This is a genomic window from Kingella oralis (assembly GCF_014054985.1).
In the GTDB taxonomy this organism is placed as follows: domain Bacteria; phylum Pseudomonadota; class Gammaproteobacteria; order Burkholderiales; family Neisseriaceae; genus Kingella_B; species Kingella_B oralis.
In genome coordinates, this window is record NZ_CP059569.1 from 1,313,412 (window position 1) to 1,331,129 (window position 17,718).

Consider the following 17,718-nt stretch of genomic DNA (forward strand, 5'->3'; position numbering starts at 1 on the left):
AAAATACGCCACTTTTTCATGCCCTTAAAACCGATGTTCAACCCCAGCCAAAACACGCTTAATCTCGCCCAATACGCCGAACGCGCCTACCTAGAATACGCCATGAGCGTGGTCAAAGGGCGCGCCCTGCCCGCCGTGCAAGACGGGCAAAAACCCGTGCAACGGCGCATCCTGTTCGCCATGAAAGACATGGGCTTAACCCACGGCGCAAAGCCCGTTAAATCTGCCCGCGTGGTCGGCGAGATTTTGGGCAAATATCATCCGCATGGCGACAGCTCCGCATACGAAGCGATGGTGCGCATGGCGCAAGATTTCACGCTGCGCTATCCGCTGATTGACGGCATCGGCAATTTTGGCTCACGCGATGGCGACGGCGCGGCGGCGATGCGTTACACCGAAGCGCGTTTAACCCCGCTTGCCGAGCTGCTATTGAGCGAAATCAACCAAGGCACGGTGGACTTTATCCCCAACTATGACGGTGCGTTTGAAGAGCCCGAATCGCTGCCCGCGCGGCTGCCGATGGTGCTGCTCAACGGCGCAAGCGGCATCGCCGTGGGCATGGCAACCGAAATCCCCTCGCACAATCTGGGCGAAGTGGCGCAAGCGGCGGTGGCGTTGCTGAAAAATCCCGCGCTCACCACCGCCGATTTGCATCACCACATCCCCGCGCCCGATTTTGCAGGCGGCGCACACATCATTACCCCCGCCAAAGACATCGCGCAAATTTACGAAACAGGCAAAGGCAGCATCCGCGTGCGCGCGCGTTATGACGTGGAAAAGCTGGCGCGTGGGCAATGGCGCGTGGTTGTAAGCGAGTTGCCGCCCAACACTTCCTCCGCCAAAATCTTGGCAGAAATTGAAGAGCAAACCAATCCCAAGCCCAAAGCGGGCAAAAAACAGCTTAACCAAGACCAGCTCAACACCAAAAAGCTGATGCTGGATTTGCTGGAAAAAGTGCGCGACGAAAGCGACGGCGAACACCCCGTACGCCTTGTGTTTGAGCCAAAATCCAGCCGAATGCAGCCTGAAACGTTTATCAACACGCTGATGGCGCAAACCAGCATGGAAGGCAATGTTTCTGTAAACCTTGTGATGATGGGGCTGGACAATCGCCCCGCGCAAAAAAACCTGAAAACCATTTTGCAAGAATGGCTGGACTACCGCACCGCCACGGTAACGCGCCGCTTGCAGCACCGCTTGGATGCCGTGGAAAAGCGCATCCATATTTTAGACGGGCGCATGATTGCGTTTTTGCATATTGACCAAGTGATTAAAGTGATCCGCGAAGCAGACGAGCCCAAGCCCGAATTGATGGCGGCGTTTCAGCTTACCGAAATCCAAGCCGAAGACATTTTAGAAATCCGCCTGCGCCAGCTTGCCCGCTTGGAAGGCATTAAAATTGAACGCGAACTCAACGAGTTGCGCGAAGAAGCAGGCAGCCTGAAAACGCTGTTGGGCGATGAAAACGAAAAGCGCAAGCTCATCATCAAAGAAATCCAAGCCGATGCCAAGCAATTTGGCGATGCACGGCGCACGTTGGTGGAAGCCGCCGAACGCGCCACGCTCACGCAAACCACCGCCGATGAACCCATCACGCTGATTTTGTCGCAACAAGGCTGGCTACGCGCCCGTGCAGGGCATGGCGTGGATGCCGCACAAATTGCGTTTAAAGAAGGCGATGCCTTGCAGCAAGTGCTGGAAACGCGCACCGTGCAGCCTGTGGTGGTGTGGGATTCGCATGGGCGCAGCTACACGCTGGATGCCGCCGAAATCCCCAAAGGGCGCGGCGACGGCGTGCCGATTGCTTCGTTGATTGAATTGCCCAGCCAAGCCAGCGTGGTTGCGCTGTTGGCGGGCGCGGCGGATGATTATTATCTGCTTTCAGGCTGCCACGGCTACGGCTTTATCGCCAAGCTGGAAGATTTGTTCACGCGCCAAAAAGCAGGCAAAGCCGTGCTCACGCTGGATGATAACGAAACCGCCCTGCCGCCCGTTCGCATTGCGAATGATTGGCTGATTGCGCCCGATAGCCGCATCGTGCTGGCAAGTGCCAACAAACGCCTGCTCGCCTTCCCCGTGAGCGAAATGAAAATCATGGCAAAAGGGCGCGGCTTGCAACTCATCAAGCTATCAGACGGCGACACGCTTGCCCTTGCCAGCGCGCTCACCAGCGAACACTACACGCTGCACATCATCGGCAAGCGCGGCGCAATCCACCAAGAAACGCTGCGCATCGCCGATATTGCCGGCAAACGCGCCGGCAAAGGCAAGCTGCTGGATATTTCAGGCAGCCTGAAAGCGATTGAAGCGCGGTAGGCAGCCTGAAAAGCATAACAGCACGACATTTTTCGACACCTGAGGCAGCCTGAAACGAAGAACGTAACTAAAAACGCATCAACGCAACACAGTTCCCCCCTCCCTCCAACCCCAAAGGCAGCCTGAAACGAAGCCCCACCCCGAAAGCCCCCTATGGCAGCACTCAACGAAAAAGACATCGGCATCCTCGACGACTGGGACGAGCAAAGCAAGCGCGTTATCAACATGATAAACATCGCAAGGATTTCCATCTTCTGCTCCCTGCTTATCTTCCTCGCCGTTATCCACAACATTCGCGGCACCGAGCAAACCCTCGCCGCCTATGCCCCCATGGTGCAAAACGAAGGCTGGCTGCAAATCTGGTGCACCGTGTATGGCGCCATCATCATGTTCAGCCTTGCCAACCCCAAATGGCAGCTGCAACCCAAAACCCGCACGCTGCCCAACGCCAGCGCGGTGTTTGACATCACCATGATGGGCATACTCACTGCCCTTGCCGGCGGCGTATCCTCTGGCTTCGGCATCCTCGCCCTGCCCTTTCTCGCCACCGCCTGCGTGCTCAGCTACGGGCGCTATCCCCTGCTCTACGGCAGCTACGCCGCCTTGCTGATTACCGGCGACATCCTGTGGAAATTCTATCCGTTCAGCATGGACATCATCCGCGGCAACCTTTCGCTGCTCACCGGGCAAATCCTGCTGATGGTAGCCTGCTACATCGTCCCCCTGCTCACCTCGTTTTCCGCCCGCTACCTCGTAACCGCCGACGATTCCATCCGCACCCACCGCACCGCTTTCGAGCGGCTGAGCGCGTTAAACAAAATCGTGCTCAACCGCATTCAAGAAGCCGTGATTGTGGTGGATCAGGATTGCCTGGTGTGGACATACAACCGCCAAGCCAAGCAATATTTCTCCGAACTAGAAAGTAACGAGCTTGCCCCCTTTTTAAGCGGTCTAGTCAAAACATGGCGGCTCAAACCCGAAGAATCCTTTTCCAATCTATCGCCGATTAACTCCACGCTGATGTATGTTCGCGCCATCCCCATTATCCAAGAAGACACCGAGCTGCTGATGCTGTTTGCCCGCGCCGAACGCGAACGCCAAGCCGAAGCGCAAACGCTCAAACTCACCGCGCTGGGCTTGCTCACCGCCAATCTGGCGCACGAAATCCGCAACCCGCTCTCTGCCATGCGCCAAGCCAGCGGCCTAATCCAAGAAACCGCCGAAGAAGACGCAAACCCGATGTACCGCAAACTCAGCGACATCATCGAAAAAAACATCACCCGCATCGACAAAATGCTGGAAGACATCACCTCGCTCAACCGCAGCGACCGCATCGACACCAAAGGCATCCACCTCACCCAATTCTGGCTCAGCTTCATCCAAGAGTTTTACCTCACCAATCCCGAGGCTAAAAACTGCCTGCGCCTTGACGTGCCCAACGGTTCCAGCTTCATCGCCCTGTTTGATGCCGCCCACCTGCAACAAATCATGTGGAACCTCTGCAACAACGCATGGCGGCATTGCCGCAAGCAAAAAGGCAGCATCGTGGTGAGCCTGCGCGTGTTTGGCAAAAACAACATCAGCCTGCGCGTGTGGGACGATGGACCGGGCGTATCCGAAACCATCCGCGAGCATCTATTTGAACCATTTAACACTTCCGAAGCCGAAGGCACAGGCTTAGGGCTATACGTTGCCCGCGAGCTGGCGCACGCCAACAACGGCGACCTATGCTATGTGCCGCACGCCAAATCCTTTGAACTTATCCTACCGAGAGCCCCCAAATGAGCACCAACAACCTAAACCGCCCCGTATTAGTCGTTGACGACGAAGCCGACATCCGCGATTTGATGGAAATGACCCTGATGAAAATGGGCTTGCGCGTAGACACCGCCGAGGGCGTGCGCGCCGCGTTAAGCAAACTGAGCAGCAACAAATACTCCCTCGTGCTCACCGATATGCGTATGCCCGACGGTTCGGGCTTGGAAGTGGTGCAACACATCAACCAGCAGCAGCTGGATGTGCCCGTTGCCGTGATTACCGCGTTCGGCAGCGCCGTGCAAGCGTTAAAAGAAGGCGCATTTGACTATCTGCAAAAACCCATCACGCTGGCGCAACTGCGCACGCTGGTGAAATCCGCCATCAAGGTGCAAGAAGACAACAGCGCGCCGCCAGCCGCTGCCGAACCCGAGCCGCAAGCCGCCCCGCCCCAATCGCCGCCCGTTATCATCGATATCGATGACGAAGACGATTTTCAGGCTGCCGCAACACCCGCCGCCCAACCCATCGCCAAACAACCCGAAACCATCAGGCAGCCTGAAAACGCAGCCGGCGAATTGCCGCGCAGCCCCGCCAAAGCCGCCGCCGGCAAACCCGCCGTGCCCGTAAACGAGAGCAAGCTCAAAATGGAAGCCGACCTGCCGCGCCTGCTCGGCTCGTCGCCGCAAATTGAAACCGTGCGCAACCTTATCCGCAAGCTCGCCCCCGCCAACGTGCCCGTTTACATTTCGGGCGAAAGCGGCTCGGGTAAAGAACAAGCCGCGCGCAGCATCCACGAACTCTCGCCGCGCAAAGACGGCCCGTTCATCGCCGTAAACTGTGGCGCCATCCCAGAAAACCTGATGGAAAGCGAATTCTTCGGCTACAAAAAAGGCAGCTTCACAGGCGCCGACCAAGACCGTCTCGGCTTCTTCCAACACGCCCACGGCGGCACCTTATTCTTGGACGAAGTCGCCGACCTGCCGCTTGCCATGCAAGTCAAACTCTTGCGCGCCATCCAAGAAAAAGCCGTGCGCCGCATTGGCGATGCGCAAGAAGTGAAAGTGGACGTGCGCATCATTTCCGCCACCCACAAAAATCTCCCCGCGCTGGTGGAAAGCGGCGCCTTCCGCCAAGACTTGTTCTACCGTCTTAACGTGGTAACGCTGCACATGCCCGCCCTGCGCGAAATGCACGAAGACCTCGCCAACCTTATCGCCCATCTTTTACGCAAACACCACAGCGGCGACATCAACATGACCCCCGCCGCCCGCGAAGCCCTGCTGCGCTACAACTACCCCGGCAACTTCCGCGAACTAGAAAACATCCTAGAACGCGCCGTCGCCCTCGCCAGCAACCACACCATAGACGTGGACGATTTGCAAATCACCACCGACCCGCTTGGTGGCGGCAGCGCAGCCGTAGAACTGGAAGGCACCAGCCAACACCAAATCGTCAACGGCTTGCCCAACTTCCAAATGGGCACCACCCAAATCCAAGATTATCTGGACGACATCGAACGCCAAATTTTGGAATACGCCCTGCGTCTCACCCAAGGCAACCGCACGCAAGCCGCCAAAACACTCGGCATCAGCTTCCGCTCCATGCGCTATCGCCTAGAACGGCTAAACATTGATTTAGGCGCGTAACATGGTTTTCAGGCTGCCTATCTCAACAATAGGCAGCCTGAAACCTTTGCCAAAACTGACCGATGAGACATCGGCGGCCCGCAAGCATCTTTGCAACCGTCCTGTTGAATATGCCATTTGGCAACGAGCCGTCGCCGCTCCATTTCAGATTTCAGGCTGCCTCTGAGCCTTTACAAAGCGCTCAGCCTGAAAAGCAAAATCAACATGAGGCCGCAACGGCTCATCACCAATATGCTTGCTGAACCCGCCCGAATTGGCAAAACACCCGCACACCGTTTTCAGGCTGCCTCAACACATTGGGCAGCCTGAAAAGCACAAGCAAAACAAAAAACCGATGATTTTCCCCATCATCGGTTTCCCATGTTGTATTAAGCAATCAATCTTCAATCACATCATCCGCATTTTCCGCCAACAGTGCGCGCAATTTTTGCATCGCCTTCGCCTCAATCTGGCGAATTCGCTCCGCAGAAACACCAAATTCCGCCGCCAGCTCATGCAGCGTCAAACCGCCGTCATCCTGCAACCATCGCGTTTCCACAATACGGCGGCTGCGTTCGTCCAACTGTGAAAGCGCATTGCGCAAGCCCTCGGTTTGCAACGCATAATGCGCTTTTTTCGCCAACTGCTGGCTCGGCTCGCTGCTGTCATCGCTCAGCCAGTCAATCGGCGCGAAATTGTTGTCGTCATCATCGCTGTTGTCTGCCAACAAAGCCACATCATTGCCCGTCATGCGCTGTTCCATTTCCAGCACATCCGAGAGCTTCACGCCCAAATCGTCCGCAATATCCTGCGCCTCTTTCGGGCTCAACGCGCTCAAACTTTTGCGCATGCTGCGCAAATTGAAAAACAACTTGCGCTGCGGTTTCGTGGTGGCAATCCGCACCAAACGCCAGTTGCGCAAAATAAATTCGTGAATTTCCGCCTTAATCCAATGCACCGCAAACGAAAACAAACGCGCACCATGCGTTGGTTCAAAGCGTTTCACCGCCTTCATCAAGCCCACATTGCCCTCTTGAATCAAATCCGCCTGATTCAAACCATAGCCATCATAACCGCGCGCAATCGACACCACCACGCGCAAATGCGACAAAATCAGCTGTTTTGCCGCTTCCAAATCGCCGCGCAATTGGCGTTGCGCCAGCGAAGTCTCCTCTTCCAATGTCAGCATCGGGATGCTGTTTACCGTGTGAATATATTGCTCCAAGCTACCATGACCGCTTGGAACCGATAGTGCAAAAGCGTTGTTCATCTAATTATTTTTCCTTCTCTTAAATCATACTGGTTTACTCGGATTTAGGCAGATTATACGCTAATTTGCCATATAGATTGAATTTTTAAATCGTTAAACCGCGTAAAAAGCAGAATTTTTATCATGCCCACTTTTCAGGCTGCCTCAACGCCGCAGCCTGAAAAACGCTTGCAGCTGCTGTTTCGCTTCATCCGCCAACAGCCCGCCCAACATGGCAGTATGTTGATTTAATTGATTGTTTGAAAACAGATTTAACACACTCCCCGCCGCCCCCGTTTTGGGCTCATGCGCCGCAAACACCACCCGTGCCACCCGCGCCTGAATCATCGCACTCGCGCACATCGCGCACGGCTCCAACGACACATACACATCGCATTCATTCAAGCGATAATTGCCCAGCACCTGACCCGCCGCCGCCAGCGCCTGAATCTCCGCATGATGGCTGATGCTGCAATCCGCCACGCAGCGGTTATGCGCCTGCGCAATGATTTCGCCACGATGCACCACCACCGCGCCCACAGGCACTTCGCCCAATTTCGCCGCTTCGGCAGCCTGAAAAAGCGCAGCGCGCATCCATCGTTCCATCTCGTCTTGCGGCGGAAACAGCGCAACGGGCGGCATTTGGCGCAATTGTTGCATCCAATATTCGCGCTCCTGCTGCGAAAGCTGCCGCACCGTTTTCAGGCTGCCTACCGCCACCAGCTGCCAAAACACACTGCGGGTTACGCTTAACCCCGATTGCTTCAACAACAAAAAAACACGGCAAGGATTCATCGCCTGCACATCCTGCACGGTATGCACATTCAATCGGGCTAATGCTTGGATAACTTTGGGCGCAAGCGGCGGCGTGGTGAGCTTCATAAAAGGCAGCCTGAAAACAAAAACAAGGAAACCTGCCAAACAGATTTCCTTGTTTTCTTATTTAAATTAAGCCAAAGCAGCTTTCGCTTTTTCAACCAATTGAGCAAAGGCAGCTTTGTCAAACACAGCCAAATCAGCCAATACTTTGCGGTCCAGTTCAATCGCAGCGCGTTTCAAGCCGTTCATGAATTTGCTGTAAGACAAACCGTTCAAGCGGGCACCTGCATTGATACGCGCAATCCACAATTGGCGGAATTGGCGTTTGCGTTGGCGACGGTCGCGGTATGCGTATTGACCGGCTTTCATCACCGCCTGTTTGGCGATGCGATAGACATTTTTGCGACGACCGCGATAGCCTTTGGCTAACGCAATCACTTTTTTATGACGAGCACGAGCGGTAACACCGCGTTTTACGCGTGGCATAGTTTAACTCCTTTAAGCGTAAGGTAACATTTTAGCAACGGAAGCCATATCGCGTTCGTTCACCATGGCGGTGCCGCGCAATTGGCGTTTAGTTTTAGTGGTTTTTTTGGTCAGGATATGACTTTTGAACGCATGACCGCGTTTTACACCACCGTTACCCAGTACTTTGAAGCGTTTTTTCGCGCTAGACTTGGTTTTCATTTTAGGCATGGGAAAACTCCATTCATTTTTAAGATAAGGCATCGGGCGTTTGCCATACAGCAATGCTTAAAACCCGAAACCACGGTTTTGTGCCGCTAGAAAAAACATTTTCCTGACGCGGCGTGTATCAGGAAAACGCGGGATTATACGGTTATTTCTTCTTGGGCGCAAGCATCATCACCATTTGGCGACCTTCCAGCTTGGGGAAGGATTCGATTTGCGCTTCTTCCGCCACATCGGCTTTCACACGTTCCAAAAGCTGCGCGCCGATTTGTTGGTGCGCCATTTCGCGCCCACGAAAACGCAGCGTGATTTTGACTTTATCGCCATCGGTTAAAAATTCGCGCACTTTTCGCATTTTGATGTTGTAGTCGCCATCGTCTGTGCCGGGGCGGAATTTGATTTCTTTGATTTGGACTTGCTTCTGCTTTTTCTTGGCTTCGTCGCGTTTTTTGGATTGTTCGTATTTGTATTTGCCAAAGTCCATCAGTTTGCAAACAGGCGGCTTGGCAGTGGGGGAAATTTCTACCAAATCCACGTCTTGTTCTTCTGCCATAGACATGGCTTCTTTTAGGCTCACAACGCCAAGTTGTTCGCCGTCGCCACTGATTAAGCGCACTTCTTTGGCGGTGATTTCGCCGTTGATTCGTGCTTCGCGTTCTTGCTGTGCGATGATGAATGCTCCTATAAAAATTGATGTTTCAGGCTGCCTCTATGCCCTAGCGCAACCCGCTGAATGAAAGGGCGTATTTTAAACGTTTTGTATGGGGTTTGTGAAGTTTGTTTAAGATTTTTGTCGCCATGAGCAGCCTGAAAAACGCCTTTTCAGGCTGCCTCAATATTCAAAGCGCTTAAAACTCGGTTTTCATTTCTTCCAGCAGCCGTTCAATAAAATCTTCCACTTTCAGGCTGCCTAAGTCTTCGGCTTTTTTGCGCACGGCAACTTGCCCGTTTTCCATTTCTTTGTCGCCCACTACGATTTGGTACGGATAGCGTTGCGAGCTGTTGTCGCGGATTTTGTAGCCGATTTTTTCGTTGCGCAAATCCAACTCGGCGCGGAAGCCTGCGGCTTGCAGTTTGGCAACCACTTCGCGGCAGTAGTCGGCTTGTTTTTCGGTGATGTTCATCACCACCATTTGCACGGGGGCAAGCCACAGCGGGAACGAGCCTGCGTGTTGTTCAATCAGGATGCCGATAAAGCGTTCCAGCGAGCCCAATATAGCGCGGTGCAGCATCACGGGGCGGGCGCGGTTGTTGTCGCGGGTAACGTATTCGGCATCCAGTCGTTCGGGCAACACGAAATCAAGCTGAATCGTGCCGCATTGCCATGAGCGTCCGAGCGCGTCTTTGATGTGGTATTCCACTTTGGGCCCGTAAAACGCGCCTTCGCCTGGCAATTCCTGCCATGTTACGCCACACGCGGTGAGCGCATCGCGCAAGCCTTGTTCGGCCTTGTCCCAAATTTCGTCGCTGCCGGCGCGTTTTTCGGGGCGCAGCGAGAGTTTGATGCTGACATCGTGGAAGCCAAATTGGCGGTAGATTTTCATCACCAGCTGGTTAAACGCGCGGGTTTCTTCGGCGATTTGGTCTTCGGTGCAGAAAATGTGGGCATCGTCTTGCACGAAACCGCGCACGCGCATCAGGCCGTGCAATGCGCCGCTGGGTTCGTTACGGTGGCATGAGCCGAACTCTGCTAGGCGCATGGGCAAATCGTTGTAGGAACGCAAGCCGTGGTTGAAAATTTGTACATGGCCTGGGCAGTTCATCGGTTTAACGGCGTAGTCGCGTTTTTCGGACGATGTTAAGAACATATTGTCTTTGTAGTTTGCCCAATGCCCTGATTTTTCCCAAAAAGTTTTATCCATGATTTGCGGGGTTTTGACTTCTTGGTAGCCTGCGGCGGTGAGTTCGCGGCGCATGTGTTGTTCGATGACTTGCCACAGCGTCCAGCCGCGCGGATGCCAGAACACCATGCCGGGGGCTTCGTCTTGCAGGTGGAACAGATCTAGCTGTTTGCCCAGCTTGCGGTGATCGCGTTTTTCGGCTTCTTCAATGCGCGTGATGTAGGCTTTGAGATCGTCTTTGTTTGCCCATGCTGTGCCGTAGATGCGTTGCAATTGCTCGTTGTTGCTATCGCCGCGCCAGTATGCGCCCGACACTTTGGTGAGCTTGAAATTTTTGAGGAAACGGGTGTTGGGAACGTGCGGCCCGCGGCACATATCCACATATTCTTGGTGGTAATACATGCCCATGGCGGTGATGTCGTCTGCCATGTCGTCAATCAGGCGCAGTTTGTAGTCTTCGCCGCGTTGTTTAAAGATTTCAATCACTTCGGCGCGCGGCGTCATTTTTTTGATGACATCGTAGTCTTGGTTAATCAGCTCTTTCATGCGCGTTTCAATGGCGGCGATGTCTTCGGGCGTGAACGGTTTTTCGCTGAAAATGTCGTAGTAAAAGCCGTCTTCGATCACAGGACCGATGACCATTTTGACGCTGGGGAACAGTTGTTTCACCGCATGCCCAACCAAGTGCGCACAAGAGTGGCGGATGATTTCTACGCCTTCGGGGTCTTTGGGGGTGATGATTTGCACGCTGGCGTCTTCGGTAATCGGGTCGCTGGCATCGCGCAAAATGCCGTTTACTTTGCCTGCTACGGTGGCTTTTGCCAGCCCTGCGCCGATGTCGGCGGCAATTTGGGCGATGGTGGTGGGGGATTCGTATTGGCGGACGCTGCCGTCGGGTAGGGTGATGTTGAGTTGAGACATGGTTGCTCCGAAATTGGGTATATAACGTTTTCAGGCTGCCTAAACCGCTTTTAGACTGTCTAAACCGCGCCCAAAAACGCGAAATTATAGAGATGATGGGCTTGATAAACAAGGCAAACGGGGTTTTCAGGCTGCCTAAAATACGGTTTGCGGGTAAAACCGTTATAATCGTGGCTTTTATTTTCAGGCTGCCTGAAAACACAGAAAGACCTTTATGCTCAACTTCACCCTACACAAAAAAGACGGCTACGCCCGCCGCGCCACGGTAGAACTCAACCATGGCAAAATAGAAACCCCCGTGTTTATGCCCGTGGGCACATATGGCTCAGTAAAAGCCATGACCCCGCAAAACCTGCACGACATCAACGCGCAAATCATCCTGGGCAACACCTACCATCTCTGGCTGCGCCCCGGCTTGGAAGTGATTGAACAATTTGGCGGGCTGCACGACTTTATCGGCTGGAACAAACCCATCTTAACCGACTCGGGCGGCTTCCAAGTATTTTCGCTATCCGATATGCGCAAGCTCACCGAAGAAGGCTGCACCTTCAAAAGCCCGATTAACGGCGACAAATTATTCCTATCACCCGAAATTTCCATGCAAATCCAAACCGTGCTCAATTCCGACATCGTGATGCAGTTAGACGAATGCACCGAGGGCAACGCCAGCCACGCCGAAGCGCAAAAATCGCTGCAAATGAGCCTGCGCTGGGCGGAACGCAGCAAGCGCGCGTTTGAAGATTTGCGCAACCCCAACGCCCTGTTCGGCATCATTCAAGGCGCGATGTATGAAGATTTGCGCGAAGAATCGCTGCGCGGTTTGGAAGACATCGGCTTTAAAGGCATTGCCATCGGCGGTTTGAGCGTGGGCGAGCCCAAGCCCGAAATGTATCGCATGCTGCGCGCGCTTGCGCCGATGCTGCCTGAAAACAAGCCGCATTATTTGATGGGCGTGGGCACGCCCGAAGATTTGGTTTACGGCGTGGCGCACGGCGTGGATATGTTTGACTGCGTGATGCCCACACGCAACGCGCGCAACGGCTGGCTGTTCACCCGCTTTGGCGACATCAAAATCAAAAACGCCAAGCATCGCCACGACAAACGCCCGCTAGACGAAAGCTGCACCTGCTACGCCTGCACCCATTTTAGCCGCGCCTATTTGTATCACCTGCACAAAGTGGGCGAGATTTTGGGCGCACAACTCAACACCATACACAATCTGCATTTTTATCAAGTGATTATGCAAGAAATGCGCGATGCAATTGACGCGGGGCGGTTTGCCGATTGGCAGGCGCAGTTCCACGAAAACCGCGCGCGCGGCACGGATTGATTTACCAACAAGGCAGCCTGAAACCAAGTTAAAACCCATTCCACAAACCACGTTATCCATAATAAAAAAGCATTTTCAGGCTGCCTTTGCCCCTTCCCCAACCACACTACAAAACAGGAGAGCATCATGTCTGATAGCGACAAAAAAAGCCAAACAGGCCATCACTTTCTCGCCAGTCTCGGCAAAACCCGCCTGCGCCCTGGTGGGCGACGCGCAACGGATTGGCTGATTGAGCAAGCGCAGTTCACGCCGCAAACGCAGGTGCTTGAAGTCGCGTGCAATATGGCGACCACCGCCATCGGCTTGGCGCAACGCTTCGGCTGCCACATCAACGGCGTGGATTTGGATCACCACGCGCTGGAAAAAGCCGAGCGCAACATCGCCGCTGCGGGTTTGTCGTCGCTGATTCAAGTGCAACACGCCAACGCCACCGCGCTGCCCTTCCCCGACAACAGCTTTGATGTGGTCATCAACGAAGCCATGCTCACCATGCTGCCCGTTGCCAACAAGCAGGCGGCGATTGCCGAATATTTCCGCGTGCTCAAACCTGGCGGCGTGCTGCTCACGCATGATGTGGTGGTGAGCGACACCGATAGCGAAGCGGCGGTGGAACGCCTGCGCGACACGATTAAAGTGAAAGTTACCCCGCTCACCGAAGGCGGCTGGCAAGATTTGTTCCGACAAGGCGGTTTTGCCGATTTGAAAACGCTGCGCGGCGGCATGACGCTGCTCTCGCCCGCAGGTTTGATTCACGATGAAGGCTGGCTGCGCACGTTCAAAATCATCCGCAACGCCTTGAAAGCGGAAAACCGCGCAACGTTCAAACGCATGTTCCGCACGTTTAACGATCCCGCGCAGAGCATGGGGTTTATTGCCGTGTGTAGCAGAAAACCCAGTTAAACAATAAGATAGAGGCAGCCTGAAAACCACTTTCAGGCTGCCCAAACATACAAAATCCATCATGCCAACGATTGATGCCACCATTCACCATCTAGCCAAGCAACTGCTTACCCAGCGCGAAAGCCGAGAAACCATCGCCACCCGAGCCGCGCAGCTTATCAAACAAATTGAGCGCGATGATACCGCCGTTAGCCCGCCCATGTTTTCCTTTTTGCAGTATTTGGCAGGATTTGATACGCTCGATTTTAGCCGAGACTATCTGTTTTCATTAGACGATTTGCAACGAGAATACAGCAAAATCCAACATCCCTAATCAAAGGCAGCCTGAAAGCGAGCTTGCGAGCTTCTGCGAAGCTAAAACCCTAAAACCCATTTTCAGGCTGTCTCCCTCTACCCCTAACCAAAGGCAGCCTGAAAATGGAACACGCAAACACAGACAACACCCCCGCCATCGAATCCCTCCCCTTCCCGCCCTTTCTGCCGCCGCACGCCACGGTGATGCTGATGGGCACCTTCCCCCCGCCCGCCGACAAACGCAGCATGGCGTTTCACTATCCCAATTTTCAAAACGACATGTGGCGCGTGTATGGCATCGTGTTTTTTGACGACCCCAGCCATTTTCAGGCTGCCTCAGGCAAGCATTTTGATGCCGACAAAATCAAAGATTTTCTATGGCAACGCGGCATCGCCTCCTGCCCCACTGTGTTCAAAGCCATCCGTGGGCACGGCAACGCCTCGGACGATTTTTTGCAGATTGTGGAAAGCGTGGATTTGCCCGCCATCCTCGCGCAAATGCCCAAGGTGCAGCGCATCGGCACCACAGGCGGCAAAGCCACCGAAGTGCTCATCGGCAAGCTGCCCGGCAAAACCAAGCTGCCCAAAACAGGCGAAACCATCGCCTACCCCTGCGGCGAGCGGCAGTTGCAACTCACCCGCCTGCCCTCCACCTCGCGCGCCTATCCGTTAAGCCTTGCCAAAAAAGCCGAAGCCTATCGCCGCTTTTTTCAGGCTGCTGGGCTGGTTGAATAGCCGCCATACAAAGGCAGCCTGAAATTTGCTTCACTCGTTTTCAGGCTGCCCTTAATAAAAATTTACGTTACAATTCCTGCCAGTTTACATTTCCCCACAACCTAGCAAAGGACGCATTACATGTATTCCAAAAGCCTTACCATCGCCAAATACGACCCCGAACTCGCCGCCGCCATCGCCGCCGAAGTAGAACGCCAGCAAGACCACATTGAGCTTATCGCATCCGAAAACTACGTCAGCTGCGCCGTGATGGAAGCCCAAGGCAGCCAATTAACCAACAAATACGCCGAAGGTTACCCTGGCAAACGCTACTACGGCGGCTGCGAACACGTGGACGTTGCCGAGCAGCTCGCCATTGACCGCGTGAAAAAACTATTCGGCGCAGAATACGCCAACGTGCAGCCCCATTCGGGCAGCCAAGCCAACCAAGCCGTGTACGCCAGCGTGCTCAAACCGGGCGACACCATACTCGGCATGAGCTTAGCGCACGGCGGGCACTTAACCCACGGCGCAAGCGTGAACATCTCAGGCAAACTCTACAACGCCATTACCTACGGCTTGGACGAAAACGAAGTGCTGGACTACGCCGAAGTAGAACGCCTTGCGCTGGAACACAAGCCCAAAATGATTGTCGCCGGCGCATCCGCCTACGCCCTGCAAATTGACTGGGCAAAATTCCGCGAAATCGCCGACAAAGTGGGCGCGTATTTATTCGTGGACATGGCGCACTACGCAGGCTTGGTGGCTGGCGGCGAATACCCCAACCCCGTGCCCTTTGCCGATTTCGTTACCACCACCACCCACAAAACCCTGCGCGGCCCACGCGGCGGCGTAATCCTGTGCCGCGACAACACGCACGAAAAAGCCCTCAACTCCGCCATTTTCCCCAGCCTGCAAGGCGGGCCATTGATGCACGTCATCGCCGCCAAAGCCGTAGCGTTTAAAGAAGCGTTAGAACCCGAGTTCAAACAATACGCCAAACAAGTGAAAATCAACGCGCAAGCGATGGCGGAAGAATTGGTGAAACGCGGCTTGCGCATCGTGTCTGGTCGCACCGAAAGCCATGTTTTCTTGGTAGATTTGCGCCCCAAAAACATCACCGGCAAAGCCGCCGAAGAAGCCTTGGGCAAGGCGCACATCACCATCAACAAAAACGCCATCCCCAACGACCCCGAAAAACCCTTCGTAACCAGCGGCATCCGCGTGGGCGCAGCCGCCATCACCACCCGCGGCTTCACCGAAGCCGATGTGCGCGAATTGGCAAACCTGCTGGCAGACGTGTTGGACAACCCCAACGATGAAGCGAACTTGGCAGCCGTGGCAGCCAAAGCCCAAGCCTTGTGCGCGAAAAACCCTGTTTACGGCGCGTGATTGAATTGCGCGTATAGATAGTAAGGCAGCCTGAAAACGGGTTTTCCCAATTTCAGGCTGCCTTAACCCATTCTTTACCCGCCGCCCACCCATTTTTGCACAAACCCGCTATACGCCGCCCGCGCCATCTCGTATAACGCCGCCTTTTTCACCGCAAGGAGCGACACATGATTTCCCGCAAACACATCATCAGCATCGGCATCGCCGCCACCCTGCTTTCAGGCTGCGCGGTAAGCGAAGGCTTGAGCAACGCAGGCTTCCACGCCCGTTATTCCGCAGGCGAAATGCGCCGCGAACACGCCGATATGCACCGCGAGGGAGAACAGCGCATGCAAGAGCATCATCAGCGCATGGAACACGGGCAAACCTTGGAACAGCGCATGCAGCGCGACCGCGAACAAATGGGGCAACGATCGCGCCAATTCGAGCGCAACGACCGCACCGAGCAACGCTTCGGCTACCAAGAGCGCACTTCCGAGCGCGGCGGCTACACGCACATCCGCGTGCCCAGTCCTTGGCGCGATTAACCCGCAGATAAAAGGCAGCCTGAAACGCACATTTAGCCGTTTCAGGCTGCCTTTTGCCGCGCCGGCACAAACCTTGCCAACCATATCTATTTATCATGCCTGCCAGCCCTGTTGTGATAATCAAACATCAGGCAGCCTGAAACCGTTAAAAAAGCGTTTCAGGCTGCCTTTTTTGTTAAAATCCGTTTACGTTCAAAGCAGCAGCCAACCAACCCATCGGGCAGCCATGCCCGAATTTTCATGCGCCGGCTTCCCGTTTTCAGGCTGCCTGAAACGTAAATCTTTGTTTGCATCCCGTAAAATCACTTGATTTCACCATTAGGAACATAATCGTGCCAACCAACCAACGCAGCGCATAGCCTATCCCGCTGACTATATCCCCTACCCCGTCCGCGCCCAAATCACCCAAATCGACCCCAAACTCGATGTCTTTTGGCAACAACACCTGCATGAAGTGTTCGCCACGCTCTCGCCGCAAGACCGCAGCAATGTTATCCAGCAGCTATTAAGCCGCATGGGCATCACATGGCACGCCGAAGCCAAAAAATTTATTTTTCAAGATGCCAATGAGCAAACCTTTGAGCAATTTGTCGCCAGCATTCCCGCCAAGCTCAAAATCGTCAAAATTTTGGGCGTAAACATCCAAAACAGCATGGAAAAACTGCGCGGCTATGCCGAAACCGTCAAAATTGCCGATTTTTTAGAAAACATTTTGGAACAAATCGCCGAAGCCAACACCCGTGGCGATTTGGAACAACAAAAATGGAAACAAAAGCTGCACAGCGCGTTTATCTACGCCGCTGCCGATGAAATCCGCCGCAAAAAAGAGCTTATCCTGCCCGAAAACGCCCGCAAGCTGCACACCAACGCGGTTAAAGTCTTTATCAACGAAATTTATCTGAAACAACAACTGCTGGGCTTTTGGTTTAAAACCATGCGCAACCGCCAGCTTGCCGAATCGCCCGTTCCCCTTATCCACGATCTGGATAAGCTGTTCAAACGCAAAGCCAAACAAATTGAAAAATTGGACGAGATGCGGCTAGAACGCAATCGCCTGCTGTATGCCGCTTACGATAAATTGATAAAACTACCCGATGAAGTCAAAACGCAAGTGGTGCACATGGAATTTGATACCCAAATCATCCACCGCAGCAACAGCCGCAGCTATGCCTATCCCAACGGCGAAAACGGCATTTCCGAGCTGCCGATTATTTTCAGACTGCCTGAAAACCGCGCCGAGCTGGATTTAAACCAGCTAGCCGAGCAAATGGCGGCGCGTGAAATAGACGATGCGGATGATATGGATGATAACGAATAAGCACGTTTTGTAAAAAATTGCTAA

16 protein-coding genes are annotated in these 17,718 nt (G+C 54.2%); 10 read left to right on the forward strand and 6 right to left on the reverse strand.

The window, feature by feature from the left end; genetic code table 11:
* The first annotated feature begins 18 nt into the window (after positions 1 to 18).
* From parC to H3L93_RS07170, 3 genes are all read left to right on the forward strand, one after another.
* The gene (parC, locus tag H3L93_RS07160) at positions 19 to 2,316 is read left to right on the forward strand and encodes a DNA topoisomerase IV subunit A (protein WP_003794790.1); all 2,298 of its coding nucleotides are present in this window, start codon (positions 19 to 21) and stop codon (positions 2,314 to 2,316) included.
* A gap of 153 nt (positions 2,317 to 2,469) precedes the next feature.
* Positions 2,470 to 4,101: a sensor histidine kinase gene (locus H3L93_RS07165; protein ID WP_003794787.1), complete on the forward strand. Its 1,632-nt coding sequence runs from the start codon at positions 2,470 to 2,472 to the stop codon at positions 4,099 to 4,101.
* Positions 4,098 to 5,720: a sigma-54-dependent transcriptional regulator gene (locus H3L93_RS07170; RefSeq protein ID WP_003794786.1), complete on the forward strand. Its 1,623-nt coding sequence runs from the start codon at positions 4,098 to 4,100 to the stop codon at positions 5,718 to 5,720. The genes H3L93_RS07165 and H3L93_RS07170 overlap by 4 nt, the downstream gene beginning before the upstream one ends.
* Before the next feature lie 376 nt (positions 5,721 to 6,096).
* Here the strand turns inward: H3L93_RS07170 and rpoH are convergent, their stop codons facing one another.
* From rpoH to thrS, 6 genes are all read right to left on the reverse strand, one after another.
* A complete protein-coding gene (gene rpoH, locus H3L93_RS07175) occupies positions 6,097 to 6,969 on the reverse strand; it encodes an RNA polymerase sigma factor RpoH (protein WP_003794782.1) in 873 nt (290 codons plus the stop codon).
* Between the two features lie 144 nt (positions 6,970 to 7,113).
* Positions 7,114 to 7,830 carry a tRNA adenosine(34) deaminase TadA gene (gene tadA / locus H3L93_RS07180; RefSeq protein WP_003794779.1) on the reverse strand — a complete coding sequence of 239 codons (717 nt, stop codon included), beginning with the start codon at positions 7,828 to 7,830 and terminating at the stop codon, positions 7,114 to 7,116.
* Positions 7,831 to 7,896: 66 nt separating this feature from the next.
* Positions 7,897 to 8,253, reverse strand: a complete 357-nt coding sequence (gene rplT / locus H3L93_RS07185) for a 50S ribosomal protein L20 (protein WP_003794776.1) — start codon at positions 8,251 to 8,253, stop codon at positions 7,897 to 7,899.
* 12 nt (positions 8,254 to 8,265) lie between these two features.
* On the reverse strand, positions 8,266 to 8,463 hold the full coding sequence (gene rpmI, locus H3L93_RS07190; RefSeq protein ID WP_040558375.1) for a 50S ribosomal protein L35: 198 nt from the start codon (positions 8,461 to 8,463) through the stop codon (positions 8,266 to 8,268).
* A 142-nt stretch (positions 8,464 to 8,605) separates the two neighbouring features.
* Positions 8,606 to 9,127: a translation initiation factor IF-3 gene (gene infC / locus H3L93_RS07195; RefSeq protein WP_155803001.1), complete on the reverse strand. Its 522-nt coding sequence runs from the start codon at positions 9,125 to 9,127 to the stop codon at positions 8,606 to 8,608.
* Between the two features lie 178 nt (positions 9,128 to 9,305).
* Positions 9,306 to 11,219, reverse strand: a complete 1,914-nt coding sequence (gene thrS, locus H3L93_RS07200) for a threonine--tRNA ligase (RefSeq protein WP_003794767.1) — start codon at positions 11,217 to 11,219, stop codon at positions 9,306 to 9,308.
* A gap of 214 nt (positions 11,220 to 11,433) precedes the next feature.
* Here thrS and tgt point away from each other — a divergent pair, with 214 nt between their 5' ends.
* The 7 genes from tgt (at position 11,434) to H3L93_RS07235 (ending at position 17,694) form a co-directional block, all read left to right on the forward strand.
* On the forward strand, positions 11,434 to 12,549 hold the full coding sequence (gene tgt, locus H3L93_RS07205; protein ID WP_003794763.1) for a tRNA guanosine(34) transglycosylase Tgt: 1,116 nt from the start codon (positions 11,434 to 11,436) through the stop codon (positions 12,547 to 12,549).
* 126 nt (positions 12,550 to 12,675) lie between these two features.
* Complete coding sequence (locus H3L93_RS07210) at positions 12,676 to 13,449, forward strand: SAM-dependent methyltransferase (protein ID WP_003794761.1); 774 nt, start codon at positions 12,676 to 12,678, stop codon at positions 13,447 to 13,449.
* Between the two features lie 61 nt (positions 13,450 to 13,510).
* Positions 13,511 to 13,762 carry a hypothetical protein gene (locus H3L93_RS07215; RefSeq protein WP_003794759.1) on the forward strand — a complete coding sequence of 84 codons (252 nt, stop codon included), beginning with the start codon at positions 13,511 to 13,513 and terminating at the stop codon, positions 13,760 to 13,762.
* Positions 13,763 to 13,866: 104 nt separating this feature from the next.
* Positions 13,867 to 14,478: a hypothetical protein gene (locus tag H3L93_RS07220; protein WP_003794756.1), complete on the forward strand. Its 612-nt coding sequence runs from the start codon at positions 13,867 to 13,869 to the stop codon at positions 14,476 to 14,478.
* Between the two features lie 120 nt (positions 14,479 to 14,598).
* Positions 14,599 to 15,849, forward strand: coding sequence for a serine hydroxymethyltransferase (gene glyA, locus H3L93_RS07225; RefSeq protein ID WP_003794755.1), 1,251 nt, complete (start codon positions 14,599 to 14,601; stop codon positions 15,847 to 15,849).
* A 167-nt stretch (positions 15,850 to 16,016) separates the two neighbouring features.
* A complete protein-coding gene (locus H3L93_RS07230; protein WP_040558156.1) occupies positions 16,017 to 16,376 on the forward strand; it encodes a hypothetical protein in 360 nt (119 codons plus the stop codon).
* 454 nt (positions 16,377 to 16,830) lie between these two features.
* A complete protein-coding gene (locus tag H3L93_RS07235; RefSeq protein ID WP_003794748.1) occupies positions 16,831 to 17,694 on the forward strand; it encodes a hypothetical protein in 864 nt (287 codons plus the stop codon).
* Positions 17,695 to 17,718: the final 24 nt, after the last annotated feature.